Origin of the sequence: Consotaella aegiceratis (genome assembly GCF_036541425.1) — a bacterium.
GTDB lineage: Bacteria > Pseudomonadota > Alphaproteobacteria > Rhizobiales > Rhizobiaceae > Consotaella > Consotaella aegiceratis.
This window is the reverse complement of the sequence record NZ_JAZHFT010000032.1, coordinates 1-18,334: the sequence shown is the minus strand read 5'-3', so window position 1 is coordinate 18,334 and position 18,334 is coordinate 1. Positions and strand designations below refer to the sequence as shown.

18 protein-coding genes, 1 tRNA gene and 1 riboswitch are annotated in these 18,334 nt (G+C 65.2%); of the genes, 10 read left to right on the top strand and 9 right to left on the bottom strand.

Translation table 11 applies throughout. From position 1 onward, the window contains the following. Positions 1-4 precede the first annotated feature (4 nt). The gene (locus SMD10_RS18685) at positions 5-829 is read left to right on the top strand and encodes a carbohydrate ABC transporter permease (RefSeq protein ID WP_331687250.1); all 825 of its coding nucleotides are present in this window, start codon (positions 5-7) and stop codon (positions 827-829) included. Continuing rightward, positions 829-1,887, top strand: coding sequence for an ABC transporter ATP-binding protein (locus tag SMD10_RS18680; RefSeq protein ID WP_331687249.1), 1,059 nt, complete (start codon positions 829-831; stop codon positions 1,885-1,887). The genes SMD10_RS18685 and SMD10_RS18680 overlap by 1 nt, the downstream gene beginning before the upstream one ends. A 146-nt stretch (positions 1,888-2,033) precedes the next feature. Here SMD10_RS18680 and SMD10_RS18675 read toward each other — a convergent pair whose 3' ends face one another. The 4 genes from SMD10_RS18675 to SMD10_RS18660 form a co-directional block, all read right to left on the bottom strand. Further along, the gene (locus tag SMD10_RS18675; protein ID WP_331687248.1) at positions 2,034-2,789 is read right to left on the bottom strand and encodes a hypothetical protein; all 756 of its coding nucleotides are present in this window, start codon (positions 2,787-2,789) and stop codon (positions 2,034-2,036) included. 28 nt (positions 2,790-2,817) lie between these two features. Continuing rightward, positions 2,818-3,423 carry a HupE/UreJ family protein gene (locus SMD10_RS18670; protein WP_331687247.1) on the bottom strand — a complete coding sequence of 202 codons (606 nt, stop codon included), beginning with the start codon at positions 3,421-3,423 and terminating at the stop codon, positions 2,818-2,820. Positions 3,424-3,635: 212 nt separating this feature from the next. Beyond that, positions 3,636-4,829 carry a TCR/Tet family MFS transporter gene (locus SMD10_RS18665; protein WP_331687246.1) on the bottom strand — a complete coding sequence of 398 codons (1,194 nt, stop codon included), beginning with the start codon at positions 4,827-4,829 and terminating at the stop codon, positions 3,636-3,638. A 25-nt stretch (positions 4,830-4,854) separates the two neighbouring features. Further along, positions 4,855-5,760, bottom strand: a complete 906-nt coding sequence (locus tag SMD10_RS18660) for an NADP-dependent oxidoreductase (protein ID WP_331687245.1) — start codon at positions 5,758-5,760, stop codon at positions 4,855-4,857. A gap of 154 nt (positions 5,761-5,914) precedes the next feature. Between SMD10_RS18660 and SMD10_RS18655 the strand changes: the two genes are divergently transcribed. Then, positions 5,915-6,556 carry a TetR/AcrR family transcriptional regulator gene (locus SMD10_RS18655; protein ID WP_331687244.1) on the top strand — a complete coding sequence of 214 codons (642 nt, stop codon included), beginning with the start codon at positions 5,915-5,917 and terminating at the stop codon, positions 6,554-6,556. A gap of 122 nt (positions 6,557-6,678) precedes the next feature. Here SMD10_RS18655 and SMD10_RS18650 read toward each other — a convergent pair. Together SMD10_RS18650 and SMD10_RS18645 are read right to left on the bottom strand one after the other, a co-directional pair. Beyond that, positions 6,679-6,755: transfer RNA gene (locus SMD10_RS18650), tRNA-Arg, on the bottom strand. A 99-nt stretch (positions 6,756-6,854) separates the two neighbouring features. After that, positions 6,855-7,490, bottom strand: a complete 636-nt coding sequence (locus SMD10_RS18645) for a thiamine diphosphokinase (protein ID WP_331687243.1) — start codon at positions 7,488-7,490, stop codon at positions 6,855-6,857. 83 nt (positions 7,491-7,573) lie between these two features. Next, positions 7,574-7,678: riboswitch (TPP riboswitch) on the top strand. A gap of 44 nt (positions 7,679-7,722) precedes the next feature. Between SMD10_RS18645 and thiB the strand changes: the two genes are divergently transcribed. The 4 genes from thiB (at position 7,723) to SMD10_RS18625 (ending at position 12,842) form a co-directional block, all read left to right on the top strand. Then, positions 7,723-8,739, top strand: coding sequence for a thiamine ABC transporter substrate binding subunit (gene thiB, locus SMD10_RS18640; RefSeq protein ID WP_432757275.1), 1,017 nt, complete (start codon positions 7,723-7,725; stop codon positions 8,737-8,739). Positions 8,740-8,773: 34 nt separating this feature from the next. Next, positions 8,774-10,408 (top strand): thiamine/thiamine pyrophosphate ABC transporter permease, encoded by a 1,635-nt coding sequence (gene thiP, locus SMD10_RS18635; RefSeq protein ID WP_331687242.1) that lies wholly within the window; start codon positions 8,774-8,776, stop codon positions 10,406-10,408. Further along, positions 10,405-11,169 (top strand): thiamine ABC transporter ATP-binding protein, encoded by a 765-nt coding sequence (thiQ, locus tag SMD10_RS18630; protein ID WP_331687241.1) that lies wholly within the window; start codon positions 10,405-10,407, stop codon positions 11,167-11,169. The genes thiP and thiQ overlap by 4 nt, the downstream gene beginning before the upstream one ends. A gap of 149 nt (positions 11,170-11,318) precedes the next feature. Continuing rightward, the gene (locus SMD10_RS18625; RefSeq protein WP_331687240.1) at positions 11,319-12,842 is read left to right on the top strand and encodes a M48 family metalloprotease; all 1,524 of its coding nucleotides are present in this window, start codon (positions 11,319-11,321) and stop codon (positions 12,840-12,842) included. A 142-nt stretch (positions 12,843-12,984) separates the two neighbouring features. On the opposite strand, the gene SMD10_RS18620 is transcribed toward SMD10_RS18625, so the two are convergent. From SMD10_RS18620 to fdxA, 3 genes are all read right to left on the bottom strand, one after another. Next, complete coding sequence (locus SMD10_RS18620) at positions 12,985-13,851, bottom strand: RNA polymerase factor sigma-32 (protein WP_331687239.1); 867 nt, start codon at positions 13,849-13,851, stop codon at positions 12,985-12,987. 297 nt (positions 13,852-14,148) lie between these two features. Further along, positions 14,149-14,745: a CarD family transcriptional regulator gene (locus tag SMD10_RS18615; protein WP_331687238.1), complete on the bottom strand. Its 597-nt coding sequence runs from the start codon at positions 14,743-14,745 to the stop codon at positions 14,149-14,151. Positions 14,746-15,152: 407 nt separating this feature from the next. Then, positions 15,153-15,491, bottom strand: coding sequence for a ferredoxin FdxA (gene fdxA / locus SMD10_RS18610; protein WP_331687237.1), 339 nt, complete (start codon positions 15,489-15,491; stop codon positions 15,153-15,155). A gap of 445 nt (positions 15,492-15,936) precedes the next feature. Between fdxA and SMD10_RS18605 the strand changes: the two genes are divergently transcribed. The 3 genes from SMD10_RS18605 to SMD10_RS18595 all read left to right on the top strand — a co-directional run. Next, entirely contained in the window at positions 15,937-16,263 is a 327-nt protein-coding gene (locus SMD10_RS18605) for a response regulator (RefSeq protein ID WP_331687236.1), read from the top strand. Between the two features lie 81 nt (positions 16,264-16,344). Beyond that, positions 16,345-16,548: a hypothetical protein gene (locus SMD10_RS18600; protein WP_331687235.1), complete on the top strand. Its 204-nt coding sequence runs from the start codon at positions 16,345-16,347 to the stop codon at positions 16,546-16,548. A 417-nt stretch (positions 16,549-16,965) separates the two neighbouring features. After that, a partial coding sequence (locus SMD10_RS18595) for a HAMP domain-containing methyl-accepting chemotaxis protein (RefSeq protein WP_331687234.1) occupies positions 16,966-18,334 on the top strand: 1,369 nt, incomplete at its 3' end.

Genomic DNA, 18,334 nt, shown 5'->3' with positions numbered 1-18,334 from the left:
GCCGATGTCACGCAATTTTTCCGCCTGGCCGATCTATCTGGTGCTCGGGGTGATCAGCCTGCCGATCGCCATCATGTACGGCTCGCTGGTCGTCGACAGCTTCACCAATACGCCGCCCGATTCGCTCGTCCCGAACGAATTCACCCTGGAGCATTGGCAGTTTCTGGTCGATCCGGGCATCACCGGCAATGTCTGGGGCGCCACGGCCTACACGCTGATCTTCACCGCCGTGCTTGCGGTTCTGGTGCTGTCGTTGTCGACCACCGGCGGTTACGCCATCTCCCGGCTCAACCTGCCGCATCGCCGGTTCTTCCTGGCCGGCATCATGGTGATGCATGCATTTCCCGCGGTAACGCTGATCATCGGCGCCTTCCTGGTGCTGCAGTTCGCCGGTCTCTACGGATCGCTCGCCGGCGTCATCGCGATCAAGGCCGGCATGCTCCTGCCGCTCGGCATCTGGATCATGAAGGGCTTCTACGACGCTGTGCCCTGGGAGATCGAGATGGCCGGCATCCAGGATGGCGCCAGCCGTTTCACGGTGTGGTGGCGGCTGGTGCTGCCGCTGGTCATGCCGGGCATGATTGCGCTCGCGATCTTCTGCCTGATCGAATCCTGGGGCGAATACGTGCTGCCGCGCGTGCTCGCGCCGACGACCAATTTTCCGGTCCTGTCCGTGTTCCTGAACGATGTGAACGTGCCGGATTCGGTCGATTACAACTTCAACCTCTTCAAGTCGGTCGGGCTCTACTACACGATGCCCATCATGATCCTGTTCATCTTCTTTCAGAACCGGCTGATGACCATGTTCGGCGGAGGCGTCAAAGGCTAATGCGGATCACGCTCAAGGATTTCACCAAGACGTTCGACGGCACGCCCGTCATCGACAGGATGAATCTCACCATCGACGACGGCGAGATGCTGGCGTTGCTCGGACCGTCGGGCTGCGGCAAGTCGACGACCCTGCTGGCGATCAGCGGCATCCACCGCGTCAATGGCGGTCAGATCCTGTTCGACGACCGCGACGTCAGCAACGTCCCGAGCCAGAAGCGCAATGTCGGCGTGGTCTTCCAGAACTACGCGCTCTACCCGCACATGACCGCCTTCGAGAACATCGCGTTCCCACTGCAGGTGCGCAAGCAAACAGCGGCGGACATCGACCGGGCGGTACGCGAAATCGCCGAACTCACCCACATCGAGCCCTATCTCGATCGCCGGCCCAGCCAACTCTCGGGCGGTCAGCAACAGCGCGTCGCGCTGGCCCGCGCGCTCGTTCGCCGTCCGGACGTTCTGCTGCTCGACGAACCGTTGGCCAATCTGGACGCCAAGCTGCGCCTGGAGATGCGCTCGGAGATCCGGCGCATCCAGCTGGAGACCGGCATCACCGCGATCCTCGTCACGCACGACCAGGTGGAGGCGATGTCGATGTGCGATCGCATCGCCATCATGGACAGGGGCGAGATCCTGCAGATCGCAACGCCGGCCGAGATGTATCGGGCGCCCGCGACCCGGTTCGTCGCCGGCTTTCTCGGCAATCCGCCGATCGTCTTCCTGGAAGGGGAGGTCGGCCAACAAGGCGTCGTCATCGCCGACGGCGATCTCGCGGTGCCGCTGCCCTCGCGGTTGGCGTCGCTGCCGGCCGGCAAGCCGATCAGCCTCGGCGTGCGTCCCGAGCATTTCGGCAGCTCCGGCGCCGCCGTGCTGACCGGCACCGTCGCCTTCATCGAACCGCAGGGGCGCGAAACACTGTTCGACGTCAGGCTTCGCGACGACGTGGTTCTGCGCTCCGTCCAACCCGCCCGCTACGACGTCAAGGGCGGCGACGCGGTGACCTGGCCGCTCGACGTGGAAAACCTCCTCGCCTTCGACGAAACCGGCGCCGCGCTATAGCGGCCGGCGAACGAGAGGGGGCTCGCGAAACACCATTCGTTGGCCGGCGTTGTTGCGATCAGCTCCACAGCGGTCGACCGGCAAATGGGTGGCAAATGCCGACCAGACCCCGAAATCGCCATGAGCCGAAAATGTATCGGCTCAAATCAGTAGACGCTCGGCTGGTCGGGGAAAAGCGACCGATCCGGTGAGGGGCCGGGGCCTCCAAACGGATCGCCCCCATCGGGCGGCAGCATCGGGTCCGGCTGGTACGTCTGGTCGGGCATAGGTGTCTCCAACGGCTGGAGCGTGTCGCGCTGCGCCAGCAGGGCTCCGCCGTGAAGCAGGCCGATGGCGACGAGCCAGCTGCCGCCAATACGCGCCGGGATCTCGAACCAGGGCCGCCGGAAGGCCCGCAGCGTCAGCAGCACGGCAACCAGAACCCAGAGGTCGCACAGAAGGCCCGCCAGGGTGATCGAGAACGAGCCGAGCGTCGGATCGGTCAGCCTGATCCAGAGCGCCGACAAAAAGCCGACGACGAACGCCGCGGGCGGCAGCAAAAACGGGCGGAGACGCGCGCCGGCGATCAGTGCGAGGCCCGCTGCCACGCTCGCCATGGGCCCGGCGAAAAAATCGTGGGCGGCGGCGTCCGGCAAGGTCGACAGGAGCGGGTACCACACGGGCTCGGCCCAATAGGCGGCGAGCATCCCGGCAGCGAGCAAGGCAGAACCGGCGATCAGGGCACCCGCCGGCACCAGAGCGCAGCCGATGCCGAGCCCCACCATGGGCAACAGGTTCTGCGGCGACAGGCCGTTCTCGATGATCCACCAGCCCGTCTCGCCGAGGCCCGCCGGCGACCGCAGCAGCAGCCAGGCCGCGGCACCGATGCCGATCAGGGCAATCGCCGGCCCGGCCCCGCGCATCCCCGAGACGAGAGGCCAGGCGGTCCGGCTAGACGACAAGGTAGTAGAGCCCGCCCAGAACGATCAATCCGCCCAGGCCCCGACAGAGCCGGCCCTCCCAAACCCGATTGAGGAGAAGGCCGACGCCGATGCCGATCAGGTGGATCATGCCGGTCGCCACCACGAAGCCGATGGCGTAGTCCGCCGGATCGGCGGCTTGCGGAAGCTCCGCCCCGTGAGCGTAGCCGTGACAGACCGCGAAGACCGAAACCAGCAGTAGAGCGCCCCATTCCGGCGGATGCCAGGCAAAGGCGATGGCCAGACCGAGCGCGACGATGGAGAGCGCGATTCCCATCTCGATGCCCGGCAGCGCGATCCCCAGAATCCCGACCACACCGCCCACCACCATGATCAGGGGAAAGGTCACGGGCAGCGACCAGACCGGTCGGCCGCCCATCTGCGCACCCCACAAACCCACGGCGAACATGGCGAGGAAGTGGTCCGGTCCCGTCAGCGGATGCTCGAAGCCGCTGCCGAAACCGCCCGTGCCGCCCTGGATGATGTGGGCGCTCGCCGCGTCGGGCAGAAGAACGAGGGCGGCCATGGCTAGGATCGAGATGAGCGAGAGAACGCGGCGATGCATCGAGAGCCTCATCGGACCACTCCATCCAAAGATCGAGACCGCCTTATCGCGCTCCGGATGTTATAACGCAACATTCTTCATCCGGGATCACACGACTCGGCGGAGGTCGACAAACCTCTGTGGGCTTGGCAGCTCGCCCATGAGACCGGGCCGAGGTTGTCCGCGCAGCATTGCCGGATATCGCCTCCGGGCAGCGAGCTGCCGCGTCGACGGAGCAGGATCGGTCAGATGGCCGGGGCGGTCCCAGGTTTTGCGAGACGCAGGTTCAGGACCAGAGGCACGGTGAGCGCATAGACGAACACGACGGACAGCCAGACCGCACCCGGCCATCGCTCCTCGACCATGAGGTAGACGGTCGAGAACGCAAGCGGGCCGACAACCGATGCGAGGCTGACGGCCGATGCCAGCACGCCCTGGAACTGGCCCTGCCGGTCCTCGTCGACCATCCGGGTCGCCAACGACTGCAGCGCCGGGGCGCCGATGCCGCCCAGGACGAAGACCGGCATGATCGCGAAGATCATCCAGCCTTGGGTCGCGCAGGCCATGACGATCAGGGCCAGACAGGCACCGGAAACACCGGCGAGAATGGCGGCACGCTCGCCCAGGAGCCTGACGGCCGGCCCTGGGAGAAAGGCCTGAGCGAGCGTCTGGCATACCCCGAAGGTGCCGAGCGAGAGACCGATCCAGAGACCGTTCCATTGAAACACGTCGGTGCCCCAGAGCGCCCAGCAGGTTCCGTAGGCCTCGCCCGTGGCGGCAAAGGCGAAGAACACGACGACGACGGGCATCAGGCCCTTCGTCGACACGACCCATCGGAAGGGACGCAGCGGATTGAGCGCCGCCATGTCGATCGGCTCGCGGCTGGGCGTGCGCGATTCCGGCAGCACGAACAGCGCGAGAAGCAGGTTGCCGGCATTGAGGAGCGCGGCGGCGATGAACGGAAGGCGCAGCCAGGCGTCGCCCAGCACGCCGCCGATGACCGGTCCGATGATGAAGCCGGCGCCGAAACTGGCGTTGAAGAGGCCGAAGCGCCGCGCGCGCTGATCCTCGGGCGAGATGTCGGTGATATAGGCGGTGGCGACCGAAATATTGGCGCTGGTCAGGCCGGCGATCGCGCGCCCGACGAACAGCATCCAGAGCTGCGGCGCGAAGGCCAAGATCACATAGTTGACGGCGGCGCCGGCGAGCGAGATCAAGAGCACCGGCCGGCGGCCGAGCCGGTCGCTGAGAACTCCGAGCACCGGGGCGAAGAGGAACTGCATCATCGCGTAGAGCGCCGTCATGATGCCGATCGTGGGCGCCACGTGGGCGGCGTCGGTCACCTCCTCGATCAGTCGCGGCAGAATGGGGAAGATCAGGCCGATCCCGACGGCGTCGAGACCAATGGCCGCAAAGATGACGGTCAGCGGTTTGTTCATGGGGGAAGCTTGAAAAGGAACGGTCTCAGGCGACGGAAACGACGAGCTTGCCCGTCGCATGCCCCTTGGCGCTGACCTCGTGCGCTTCCGCGGTCCGCTCGAGCGGGAAGACCTGGTTCACGCGCATAAGGAACAGGCCCCGGCGCCAAAGCCGCGCCACGTCGCTCAGGATCCGCTCCGGGTCTTTTGGAGGGCCGGCCGAAAACCGCGCGCCGTATTGCGGCGCCGTGAAATCGGCGACGGAAACGACGCGCGAAGGGTCGCCGACGATATCGATCAACTCTGAAATGATGCCCGAGCCGGCAAGATCGAGGGCCGCGTCCACGCCCTTGGGCGCGAGCGCGCCGACGCGGTCTTTGAGACCCGGCCCGTATGTCGTCGGGATGGCGCCGAGCTCGCGCAAATAGTCATGATTGTGGGCGCTTGCCGTGCCGACGACGACGATCCCGCGGTGACGGGCGAATTGCAGGACGGCCGAACCGATCCCTCCGGCGGCCCCGCTCACCAAAAGCGTCTCACCGGCTTTCACGCCCACCTGATCCAGGCTGCGCGACGCTGTCTCGACGACCACCGGCAGGCCGCCGGCGACCTCGAACGGCAGGTCGTCGGGCTTGGGCGCCCAGTGGGTGAGAACCGCATATTGCGCGACCGTGCCTTGGCCAAAGCCGAACACGGCGTCTCCGACGCGAACGTTGGAGACTCCCGCTCCGACCTCGTCCACCACACCCGAGGCCTCGACGCCGACGCCGGCGGGAAAGGCGACCTCCTCGAAGGCGCGATAGAGCCCGGCCCGGCGTTTCCAGTCCGAGGGATTGACTCCGGCGACGCGGACCGCGATCCGCACCTGGCCGGCGCGGGCATGCGGCTCGTCGATCTCGACGACGCGCAGGACGTCCGCGCCGCCATAGTCGTTGAATTGAATCGCCTTCATGCGTTCTCCGCCTTGAACCCGCTCTCGGTCTTCGCAGCGCAATAATATGTACTGGATTTTAAAATGTACTGAGTACATATATGATTACGCCTCGACCCATCCCCGTGTCAATCCGCAATGTGGACTCGGTCCAAGGACGTGTTATGGGTGCCCGATGTCAGAGCCGATCGACGACCGTCGCACCCGCAAGCGCCTAGCCACGCGACGGGCTATTTCTTTGGCCGCCGACCAGCTCTTTCGGGAGCGGGGCTTCGATCATGTGACGGTGGATGAGATCGCGGCCGCCGCCGATGTCGGGCGGATGACGGTCTTCAATCACTTCCCCCGCAAGGAGGACATGTTCTTCGACCGCGACGAGGAAGGGCGCGAGATTCTACGCAATGCGTTGCGGCGGAAGGATCCCGGCGTTGCGCCGATCGAGACGCTGCGCCTGCTGGCCCATCGGCTCGTTGCGGAGCGGATCCCTTTTCTCCAGTTTTCGGCCGGCAGCCGGAGCTTCGTGGAGACGGTCGAACGCAGCGAGGCCCTGAAGGCGCGCGCCAGGGCGATCCGTGATGAACTCGCGCAAGTCGTGGCCGTGGCGCTATCGGAGCGCGTCGGGCGGGACCCATCCGATCCCGACGCCCATCTCGCAGCCGGCCTGCTTCTGGCGACGTGGAGCGTGGCCTTCCTCCAGGCGCATCGGGTCTTTCGACAGGGAGGGTCGGCAAGGGACGCGAAAACCGCCTTCCTCGCCATCGTCGACCAGGGAACCCTCGGCCTGAAGGCAGCCATGGCCGGCACGCCCTACGCCTGACCCCGCCACAGGCGCTTTCCGCCGGTCGACAAGGCCTTGAAGTCGCGAGCTTCTATGAATGGATTGGTTTCACCAGCCGAACGGGTGAGGCCGGTGATCAGGGCGGGTGCAGTTGCTTAAACTGGTGATCCCGACAGGATTCGAACCTGTGACCCTCAGATTAGGAATCTGATGCTCTATCCTGCTGAGCTACGGGACCACGCGGCGGCACCATAAGCCAAAGTCAGGGCCTGCGCCAACCCTCAAACACCCGATCGGATGGCCCTGACCCGATCGGCGACCCTGTTCGATCCGCGCGCTACACGGTCGCCGACTGCGCCAGGACGATGGAGCGGCCGCGCTTGATCGTCACCTCGACCCGGCCGAGCGCCTCGTTCGACAGCGTCAGGACCGAATGGAACGGCAGATCGATCGCGTCGAGCGGCCATTTCGCGCCGCTGACGCTGAGGCCGCCGAGATCGGAGAAGGGCAGGATCGAAAACACCGTGCCCGCCGTCAGGTCGAAGCGGCGGGTGCTCTCGATCAGCGGCCAGGCCTCCTCGCGGCCGCTGGCGAGGTGCACGTCCAGGCCCTTCTCACCATAGCGCAGGGCCAGCCCGAGGTTCATGAAGGCGTGGTCGGTGCGCGGCCCACCGAGCGCCCCCACCAGCGTCAGCGACGTGGCGCCGCGCTCGATCGCCGCTTCCACCGCCAGTTCGCCGTCGCTTGCCGCCTTGTCGCGCGGAAAAGGCTGGCGCGGCACGTCCTTGTGCCGGCTCGTCTCCTCGTCCGCCGCCGAATCGAAGTCGCCGACCCAGAGCTCCGGCGTGATGCCCAGCGCATGGGCATGCGCCATGCCTCCGTCGGCGGCGATCACCCGAGCCCCTGCGAGTTTTGCGCGCAGGGTGGCGGTCGGCCAGACGGGCCCGGCGAGAAGAATGGCGAAATGGCTCATGATTGCGCTGGTAGCGCGCCGGAGGGCGGCGCGCAATCGTGCATCTTCGCTTGCCCCCATCCGGTTCGTTCTCTAAGTCTGGTGCTGCTCACACGGGGTGCCCGAGAACGGGCTGAGAGGCGGTTTGCCGCCAACCCGCCGAACCTGATCCGGCTCGCACCGGCGGAGGGATGAAGAGCTTTCGTGATTTGCGAACGCGCCTCTTCCCCATTCGAAACCCAAGGAGGCGCTCATGTGCTCACGTCCGATCCTCGCTTCTTTGATGCTCGTGGCGTCCGCTGCCGTGGCGGCGGGGCCTGCCGCCGCGCAGGACCAGCCCGTGCTCACGGTCTACGCCTATGAGAGTTTCATCGCCGATTGGGGCCCGGGTCCCAAGGTGAAGGAGGCCTTCGAGGGCCAATGCGGCTGCACGGTCGAATGGGTCGGGCTGGAAGATGGCGTGGCCATCCTCAACCGGCTGAAGCTGGAAGGCGGTTCGACGCCCGCCGACGTGGTCCTCGGCCTCGACACCAATCTGGTCGCCGAAGCCAAGGCGACGGGTCTTTTCGCTCCGAGCGACGTCGACAAGGCGGCCGTTTCTGTCCCCGGCGGCTTCGATGACGAGAGTTTCGTGCCCTTCGACTATGGATGGTTCGCTGTCGTCTATGACAGCGAGGCGATCGATCGGCCGCCGCACAGCCTGGACGACCTCGTAACCGGCGATCCCGAGACGAAGATCGTCATCGAGGACCCGCGCACCTCGACGCCGGGTCTCGGCCTGCTTCTCTGGATGAAGAAGGTCTATGGCGAAGAGGCCGCCGCGAAGTGGAAGCAGATGGCCGACCGCGTCCTGACCGTCACGCCGGGCTGGAGCGAGGCCTATGGCATGCTGACCGGCGGCGAGACGCCGATGGTCTTGAGCTACACCACGTCGCCGGCCTATCACATGATCGAAGAGGATACGGACCGCTACCAGGCGGCCGCCTTCGACGAAGGCCATTATATCCAGGTCGAGGTCGCCGGCCGGCTCGCCGCCTCCGATCACCCCGACCTCGCGCGGGACTTCCTCGCCTTTCTGATCTCGCCCGCCGTCCAGGACCTGCTGCCGACCACCAACTGGATGATGCCGGCCGCCAAGACCGACGCCGCCCTGCCGGAGGCCTTCGACCGGCTGGTGATGCCGGAGAAGACCTTGTCCTTCACGCCGGACGAGGTCGCCGCGAACCGCCGGGCCTGGACCGACGAATGGCTGGAGGCGATGGGGCGCTGAACGGGGCGGTGAGGCATCGGGAAGGCGAACCGCGGTGAAAGCCGTTGCGGATCTGGAATGGCGGGTCGGGGCCGGACTTGTCGCCGTGCTTGCGCTGGCCGTCTTCCTCGGCGGGGCCTTCGTTTCGCTGCTCGTGCAGGCCGGCTCGATCGAATCCCTCGGCGCGGTGCTGTCCAGCCGCTATCTCTGGGGCGTGGCCGGCTTCACGCTGGAGCAGGCGCTTCTGTCGACCGTCTTGTCGCTCGTCTGCGGGCTGCCGCTCGCCCTGGCCCTGCATCGCTCGCGGTTCGTCGGGCGCACCACGGTGCTGCGGCTGTTCCTGCTGCCGCAGGCGCTGCCGGTGCTGGTCGGAGCGCTCGCCATCATCGCCATCTGGGGACGCAACGGCCTGCTGTCGCAAACTGCCGTGGCGCTCGGCCTGCCGCGTCTCGACATCTATGGCCTGCCGGGCATCCTGATCGCCCATGTCTTCTTCAACATGCCGCTGGCAGCACGGCTGATGGTGGCGGCCCTCGACGCCGTGCCGGCCGAAAGCTGGAAGCTCGCCGGCCAGCTTTCGCTCAATCCGCTCACCACCTTCCGGACGGTCGAATGGCCGGCGATCCGCACCGCGCTGCCGGGAGCGGCCAGCCTCGTCTTCATGCTGTGCGTGACCAGCTTCACTCTCGTTCTGACGCTCGGCGGGGGGCCGCGCGCGACCACGCTGGAGGTCGCCGTCTACCAGGCGCTGCGGTACGATTTCGATCCCGGCCGTGCGGTGTTCCTCGCGTTGGCGCAGATTCTGCTGACCGGACTCGTGCTGGCCGCCATGCTGCGGCTGGGCGGCGAGGGGCTGGGCGGCTTCACCCTTGGCCGGCGGCCGCGGCGCTATGACCGGATGTCGCCGGCTCTGCGCGTCTTCGATGGGATCGTCATCCTGCTCGGTGTCGGCTTCATCGTGACGCCCTTGCTGGCCGTCGTCGTCGATGGTCTCGCCGCCGACCTCCTGCGGCTTCTGGGCGAAGCGAGCGTGCGCCGGGCGATCGCCACCAGCGGCGCGGTGGCCGCAGCGGCAGCCAGCCTTGGTCTGCTCTTGTCGACGGCGCTGCTCTTCGCCGCCCAGGCATTGGCCGCATCGAGCGCCGCCGGCATCAAGGCCGGGCCGAAGCTGAGGCGCCTGCGGCCGCTGTTCGACCTATCCGGCAGTCTGGTTCTGGTCGTGCCGCCCGTGGTCGTCGGTGCCGGGTGGTTTCTGGCGCTCCGGCATGTGACTCAGGTCTTCGCGGCGGCACCTTATGTCGTGGTCGCCACCAACGCCGTGATGTCGATGCCTTTCATCGTGCGCATCGTCGGGCCGGCGCTCGCCGCCTCGGCCTCGCGGCACGACCGGCTCGCGGCCAGCCTCGGCCTCTATGGGTTGGCGCGCCTGCGCCACGTCGAATGGCCGGCGCTGAAGCGCCCTCTCGGGCTTTCCTTCGCCTTCGCGCTGGCCCTTTCGCTGGGCGATCTGGGCGCGGTGGCGCTTTACGGCAATCAGGACTTCCTGACGCTGCCCTATCTGCTCCTGCAGCGCATGGGCAGCTATCGCACGGCCGACGCGGCCGGGCTGGCGCTCATCCTCGGGGTGGTCTGCCTCGCCCTCATGGCGATTGCCGAGCGGGGCTTTGGCAGGGTAGGGGAGCGCCGATGACCAATGCTCGGCCCGCCCTTGTCCTCGATGCCGTCGACTATGCCTATGAAGGCCTCGCGATGCGGTTCGATCTGGCCGTGCCGGCCGGCGAATGGCTGGCGATCATCGGGCCGTCGGGGGCCGGCAAGTCGACGCTGCTCGACATCGTCGCCGGATTTCTCGAGCCCGATGGCGGCCGGGTCTTGATCGGCGGCGAGGACATGACCGCGGCGCCGCCGGCGGAGCGGCCGATCAGCTTCGTCTTCCAGGAGAACAATCTCTTCGCCCATCTGACGGCCGCGCAGAATGTCGGCCTCGGCCTGTCGCCGAGACTGCGGCTCGGCCGCGCCGAAAAGGCACGGGTCGCCGCCGCGCTCGCCGCCGTCGGTCTGTCCGGGTTCGAGGCGCGGCGTCCGGGGGAGATGTCGGGCGGCGAGCGCCAACGCGTTGCGCTGGCTCGCGCCTTTGCGCGCGAGCGCCCCTTACTGCTGCTCGACGAACCGTTTGCGGCGCTGGGTCCGGCCCTTCGTCGGGACATGCTGAGCCTCTTGCAGGAGGTTCGGGGCCGCGCCGAGGCGAGGGCCGCCACCGTGCTCATGGTGACCCATCAACCCGAAGACGCGACAGGGTTCGCCGACCGCGTGGCGTTCCTGGATCAGGGCCGAATTGTGGTGGTGGGATCGACGCAAAAGATCCTGGGCAACCCCGACACGCCCGCCTTGAAGGCCTATCTCGGAACGCGCCGGCAACCGCAGAGCGACGCAATTCTGGCGGATTCTTGAATTAGCCGAAATTGTCGAAGATCCGATCAAAAGCTGAACGCCTGTGTCGAACTTTCACTACTCCGGACCGAAGGGTTTCGGATAGAGCGTCGTCGGGGGACGACGTGAACGATCCTGTCGACCAGGATGCCGGCGAGGGAGATCGGAAATTGAGGGGACACGGTTTGGCCAAGCTGAAGCGATTGGTCGTGGGCGTCGTGCCGCTGCTCGCCTTGGTCGTTGGCGCCTGCTCGACCGTTCAGGATGCGCTCGACGACGCCAGTGTCAAGGAAAGCCACAAGGTCCAGTCGAGCTACTTGCCGGCGGAGACGCGCGAGCCCGTCACCTTCGAGGGGGCTCAGGCGAATGATCCGCAGTCGTCCATCGGCCGGTCGCAGCATCCGAAGATTCTGGCCGCCTATGGCGGGGCCTACTCCAACCCCAAGCTCGAGCAGACGCTGGCCGGCATCGTCGGTCGGCTCAATGCCGTCGGCGACGATCCCAATCGCGCCTACCGCATCACCGTTCTCAATTCGCCCAACGTCAATGCGTTCGCGCTGCCTGGCGGCTATCTCTATGTGACGCGCGGCCTGTTGGCTCTGGCGACCGATTCCTCCGAGGTCGCCGCCGTTCTGGCCCATGAGATGGGCCATGTGACGGCCAACCACGGCATCGAGCGCCAGCAGCGCGAGGCGGCCGCCGAACTCGCCGGCCGGGTGGTCGCCGAAGTGCTGTCCAGCGAAACCGCCGGGCGTGCCGCCTTGGCCCGCGGCCAGCTCAGCCTCGCCAGCTTCTCGCGCAATCAGGAACTCCAGGCCGATGCGCTCGGCATCGCGCAGATCGGCCGCGCCGGCTACGATCCCTACGCCTCGGCCCGGTTCCTGGAGGCGATGGACGCCTATTCGAAGATCCGCAACGCCTTCCAGGCCGACAATCCGGATCTCGATTTCCTGGCCACCCATCCGCAGACGCCGCAACGCATCCAACTGGCGCGCCAGCACGCCCGCAAGATCGGGCCGGAAGGCACCGGGCGACGCGATCGCGACCGCTTCCTGCAGGGCATCGACGGCATGCTGTTCGGCGATTCCGCCGCCGAGGGCTATGTGCGCGGATCGCGCTTCTATCATCCCGGACTGGGCATCACCTTCGCCGTGCCGAACGATTTCGTTATCGACAACACGGCCGAGGCGGTGCTGGCGACCGGGCCCGACGACACCGCGATCCGCTTCGACGGCGTCTCCGTGCCGCGCTCTACGAGCCTGACCGACTATATCGAAAGCGGCTGGATAGGCGGCCTCGATCGCGACAGCGTGCGCGAGGAAAAGGTCGGCAATCTCGACGCCGTGTCGGCACGCGCCTCCGGCGGTAACTACGTCTTCGACGTCACGGTGGTGCGGGTGGGCAGTCAGGTCTACCGCTTCCTCACCGCGCTGCCCGCCGCCAAGGCAGACCAACTCGGCGGCATCGCCGGCCAGGTGTCGCAATCGTTCCGGCTGCTCAGCCCGCAGGAAAAGGACGCACTGAAGCCCTTGCGCATTCGCGTCGTGAAGGCCGGCGCCCAGGACACCGTCGAGACGATGGCCGGGAAGATGTTCGGTGTCGACCGCGAACTCGAGATGTTTCGCTTGCTGAACGGGCTCGACGTGAACGATCCGGTCAAGGCCGGCGAGCTTTATAAGATCGTGGCTGAATAACCGGAGCGATCGCTCCCTCGGCTGATCCAGGAGCGCGTGGATCGATTCTTTGGTGAACCCTCGTCTCGACGGAACCGGACAATGAAAAAGGCCGGCGCAGACACCGGCCTTTTCTCAAATTTTCAGGCGATGGGGGCGAGCGTCAGCTGACATAGGCCGCGCGGTCGGGATTGGTCTCGAGAAGCGCGTGACGCAGCTTCTCGAGCGCCCGCGTCTCGATCTGGCGAACACGCTCCTTGGAAATGCCGAGCTTGCTGCCGAGCGCCTCCAGCGTGGCACCGTCGTCCTGCAAGCGCCGTTCGCGGATGATCTTCAGCTCCCGCTCGCTCAATACGTCGAGCGCGTCGTGCAGCCAATGCACCCGGCGTTCGTCGTCAATCACGCTGGATACCATCTCGTCGGGCAACGGATCGTCGGCCACCAGAAAATCCTGACGGTCGGCGCTACCCGACTCGTCTTCGATCAGAGGGGCGTTGAGCGAGGAATCGGGACCGGACAGCCGCGAGTCCATCAGCGCGACGTCGCCCTCGGACACCTTCAGAGCGGTGGCGATCTCGCGATACATCGCGGTGCCGGACAGGCTCTCGGAACCCTGGCTCAGGCGGGCCCTCAGCCGCCGTAGATTGAAGAACAGCGCCTTCTGCGCCGAGGACGTGCCGCCGCGCACGATCGACCAGTTGCGCAGGATGTAGTCCTGGATCGAGGCTCGGATCCACCACGTGGCGTAGGTGGAAAAGCGCACGTCGCGCTCCGGTTCGAAGCGGGCGGCGGCTTCCAGAAGGCCGACATGGCCTTCCTGGATCAGGTCGTTCATCGCCAGGCCGAAATGACGGAACTTCGCCGCCATGGAGATCACGAGGCGCATATGGGCGGAGGTGATCTTGTGCAGGGCCGCTTGATCGCGATGCTCTTTCCACCTGACGGCGAGTTCGTATTCTTCCTCTCGCTGAAGATAAGGCGCCGCCATCGCGGCCCTGATCATCGTACGGCGTGTGGATTGAGACTTCATCGCTAACCCTCCAGTGACGAGCCTGACCGTAATGGCCGGGAGCAGGGTGCGCAGAGCAAGAACCACGCAGCCTACGTCATCGGAACGCGGCTTCTTTCGAAACGTTCCCGAAGGGGCAAACTTTTTGGAGGAAAATAGTGCGCTGGCGATTCAGGGCAAGGAAGCCGGAACGGTTCCTGTCGATTCTCCAAACGCTTCACCGGCAATACTAAACAAAAAAGGCCGGCTGCGAAAGTCTCGCGGCCAGCCTTCTTGAAAACGCTTCGGCGGCTCGCTGCCGCCACGCCGGAAGGGCTGTCAGGCAGCCTCTTCCTGCTCTCCCGCGTCGGCGTCTGCGTCCATCTGCTCGTCCGCGAAGTCTGCCTTCGCGCCGCGCTTCGGACCCTTGTTAAGGTTGACTTCGATCAGACGAACGGCTTCGGTCTCGGAAACTTCCTTGACGGCCGCCAGCTCGCGCGCCATCCGCCCCAACGCAGCCTCATAGAGCTGACGCTCCGAATAGGACTGCTCCGGCTGCGTATCCGCCCGATAGAGGTCGCGCACGACCTCGGCGATCGCGATCAGGTCGCCCGAATTGATCTTGGCGTCGTACTCCTGGGCGCGGCGGCTCCACATCGTCTTCTTGACGCGGGCACGACCCTGCACGATCTTCAGCGCGCGCTCGACGAAATCGGTCTCGGACAGCTTGCGCATGCCCACCGCTTCAGCCTTGGCCACCGGGACCTTGAGCCGCATCTTGTCCTTCTCGAAGTCGATCACGAAGAGTTCAAGGCGCAGACCCGCGACTTCCTGCTCTTCGATGGCCACGATCTGGCCGACGCCGTGCGCAGGATAAACGATACTCTCTCCGGTCTTGAAACCCTGCCGCTGAGACGCCTTCTTCTGACTGCTCATACGCTTTTCAAAACTCCCTGTTGTGCCCGGCCGCGAGAGCCGCTAGACACGCTTCGGTGCTTCGCACCGCCGGTGATGTGTGGGCTCCGCCGTCATGGCGAAACCACAGTCGAGTCGGCTCTGTTGGCAACATGCCCCAAAGGCCCATGAATACCGCCCAGCCCGATGGCTGGCGATGATCGGAGCCCAATTGGGAAACGTCCTTCCGGATGGAGCCTCGAGCGTTCTACCGCTCAGGAGCCGCAGCACTTTTCGCTCGACTGTGGCAACAATGATACCTGACTTAGCGTCGAAATTCAAGGATTGTTCACGTAGCTGCAATCCTACCATGCGCTGTATACATGGCAATTCGCCGTCGTGCCGGCGGGGGCGGCGCGACGGGCCTTGCAGGTTAGGCGATCGCTGCTCTAGTCGCCTTGGCCGGCGGCCGGCGAAAAATATTTGTCCAGCTTTCCTTCTTCGCCGTCATGCTCCTCGGCATCGGTCGGCGGATCGCGCTTGATGGTGACGTTGGGCCATTGCGCGGCATAGTCCGCATTGAGCTTGAGCCAGGAATCAAGTCCGGGTTCGGTGTCCGGCTTAATCGCCTCGGCAGGGCATTCCGGTTCGCAGACGCCGCAATCGATGCACTCGTCGGGATGAATGACGAGCATGTTCTCGCCTTCGTAGAAACAGTCGACCGGACAGACTTCAACGCAATCCATGTATTTGCAGCGGATGCAGTTGTCGGTCACGACGTAGGTCATCTGGGGTCCTCGAACTTCCTGCGATGAGCGGACACTCGACGCCGGCCGCCCTGAGGACGGCCGATTTGTGTACGTCTATCAGCCCGTTGCCGCGGAGGTAACGACTTGGCGAAGGGCTGGCAAGAGCAAAGACTGTCGGATATGGCGCGCTTTCTGGAAAGGTTTTTCCAGGGTTCCGTCTCCCCTCGCGATCCGGGATATGGCCCCTTAGGCCGTTAACCTCGCTCTCGGTGTTTCTCGCCGGGAGCGTGCAACCAGACCGGTCTTGAGACGTTCACCCGAAGCAGCGCTGCCCGAGCGTTCCCGTTCAGGCGGCTTGGCTGGAGCCGTTGAGTTGAAACAGAGTTGAGTAGGCCCGCGGGGGGCGGCTTCAAGTGACAGGTATCGCTGATTGATGCTGACACGGTTGGACGGAAAGAGAATCCTCGTGGTCGAGGACGAGTTCATGATTGCGATCGACCTGGAGGCAAGTCTGGAGAGCCGCGGGGCAAGTGTTGCCTGCGCGCCGACCATCGAGCGGGCGATCGCGGCTGCCGAGGACGGTCATTTCGACGGCGCGGTGCTCGACCTCGATCTCGCTGGCCGGGAGTGTTTCCCGGTTGCCGACGTGCTCTCTGCCAAGGGCATCCCGTTTTTCTTCCATACCGGCCATGGCGAGCGGTCCGCTCTGTCGATGCGATATCCGAATGCGATCGTCTGCCAGAAGCCTTGTCTCGAAACCGATCTGGTGGAAACGCTTCACACTGTCATGAATGCGTCGCCCGATGCCTAGCGTCTGTGGTGATCCGACGCGGTCCGGTTCGTGCCGCCTTTCTGGAACGAATACCGAAAGCGGTCAGGGAGTTTGACCCCGATGAAGAAGAACCTGGATAGCGCGATTGATCATATCAACGAGCGCACGACCAAGATCTGCGAATTCCTTCACCATATCGAGGGCGGCAAGCCGGTCGACGAAGACGATTTGAAGGCCGCGATCCACGACTGCGCCAACGTGACCGCCTCGATGCATAGCCTCAAGCGGGTTGTCAGCCGGATGCCGTCCACGGCTGGGCGCTGACGTAGGGCCTATCGCCATGCATTAATATCGGCGCCGAGGCACCTGATCTCAAGCGACGATGCGGAAGCGTCATTGATACGTCTAGCTTATTATGGGTAAGACATCCTTTATCGTGGGTAACGGACGCGGCGAGTTGCTGCTTGGGGCAAATGGAAATCGCGAGATACATTTCTCCCAAAAATCGTTTATTTGAATCTGCGGTGATTATGCAGGCCCCGAGCCCGGCGTTGGCGGTCGAGATGACGATATGAGCCGGGCTATCGGGCAACGACGCTGCTTCCCTTAGACATTCGATGTAACCAATACTTAGGAGTCGTCACCGTAAGGTCGCGACCGACAGAGCAGAGTGTGCGTTCGCCTGTCAGGTGCGGCCGATCGACGCTGCACCTCTTCGCATGACGATGAGGCAGCTTGAGTATGCGTTTCAGCGATATCGATATCACCCGGAAGATCGGTGCGGCTTTCGTCGTCATCGTCGTCGGCGCGGCCGTCATGGGGGCCGTCGTCTTCGGCAACGTCCTCGGTGTCGAACGATCCAACCTGGTAGCGCAGAAGGATAATGCCGTTGCGCTGGCTGCGATCGAAGCGCGGTTTACCGTCACCCGCCAGGAAGGGTCGCTGCGCGGCTACATGATCACCAAGGACCCGTACTATGCGCAGCGGGTCAAGGATCACTACGAGCGCTTCAAGACTGCGGTGAACGACATTCGCACTGCGGCCTACGATCCTGCCGTCCTCGGCCGGTTGGACGAACTCGAGACCGCGATGGCCAACTGGCACGAGCATGTCGCCGACCCGGTCATTGCCCTGTCCGGCAGCGAAGCGACCTACCCGCAGGCCGTCGATATTCTCACCTCCGGTGTCGCGGACCAGTATATCGAGCCTGTGGAGGAGATCCTCGACGGCTATTGGGACCTGAAGAAGAAGGCCGCCGAGGCGTCCCAGGCAAAGCAGATGCAAAATGCCAAGACCACCGAGTGGGTGCTCGGTGCCGGCATGCTGCTGCTGATCCTGCTCGCGGTGGGCCTGGGCTGGGTTCTCTATCGCGCCATCGCCAAGCCGATCCGCGGCATTACCGAAACGATGCGCGATCTCGCGGCCGGCAACAAGTCGGTCATCGTCCCGGCCGTCGACCGCAAGGATGAGATCGGCGCCATGGCCGGCGCGGTGGAGACCTTCAAGCAGGCGGCGATCGAACGCGAGCGCCTGGAGGCGGAAGCCCGGGCCACCCGCGAACGAGAGGCGGCCGAGAAGGCGCGCCAGGCCGCCGAGGAGCACGAGAAGGCCGAGCGCCTGGAAGCCTTTGTGGGCGATATCGAGCAGGGCTTCGACCGCCTGTCGCAGGGTGACCTGACGGTGCGCCTGGAGCGGCCCGTCGCGCCCGAATACGAGGAAATTCGCGGCCGCTTCAATGCGTCGGTGGAAAAGCTGGAGGACACGTTCGGCTCGGTGATCGGCTCGATCGGCTCGATCCGCTCGGGTCTCGATGAGATCAACTCGGCCACCAACGATCTCGCCCAGCGCACCGAGCAGCAGGCCGCCGGCCTGGAGGAGACCTCGGCGGCGCTGACCGAGGTGACGCGGGCGGTGAACGAGACGGCCGAAAGCGCCGGCCGTGCCCAGAACTCCGCCGAGACCGCACAGAAGAACGCCGAAAAGGGCGGCGCCATCGTCGGCCAGGCGGTCGAGGCGATGGCCGAGATCGAAAAGAGCTCGGAAGAGATTTCGAAGATCATCGGTGTGATCGACGAGATCGCCTTCCAGACGAACCTCTTGGCGCTGAACG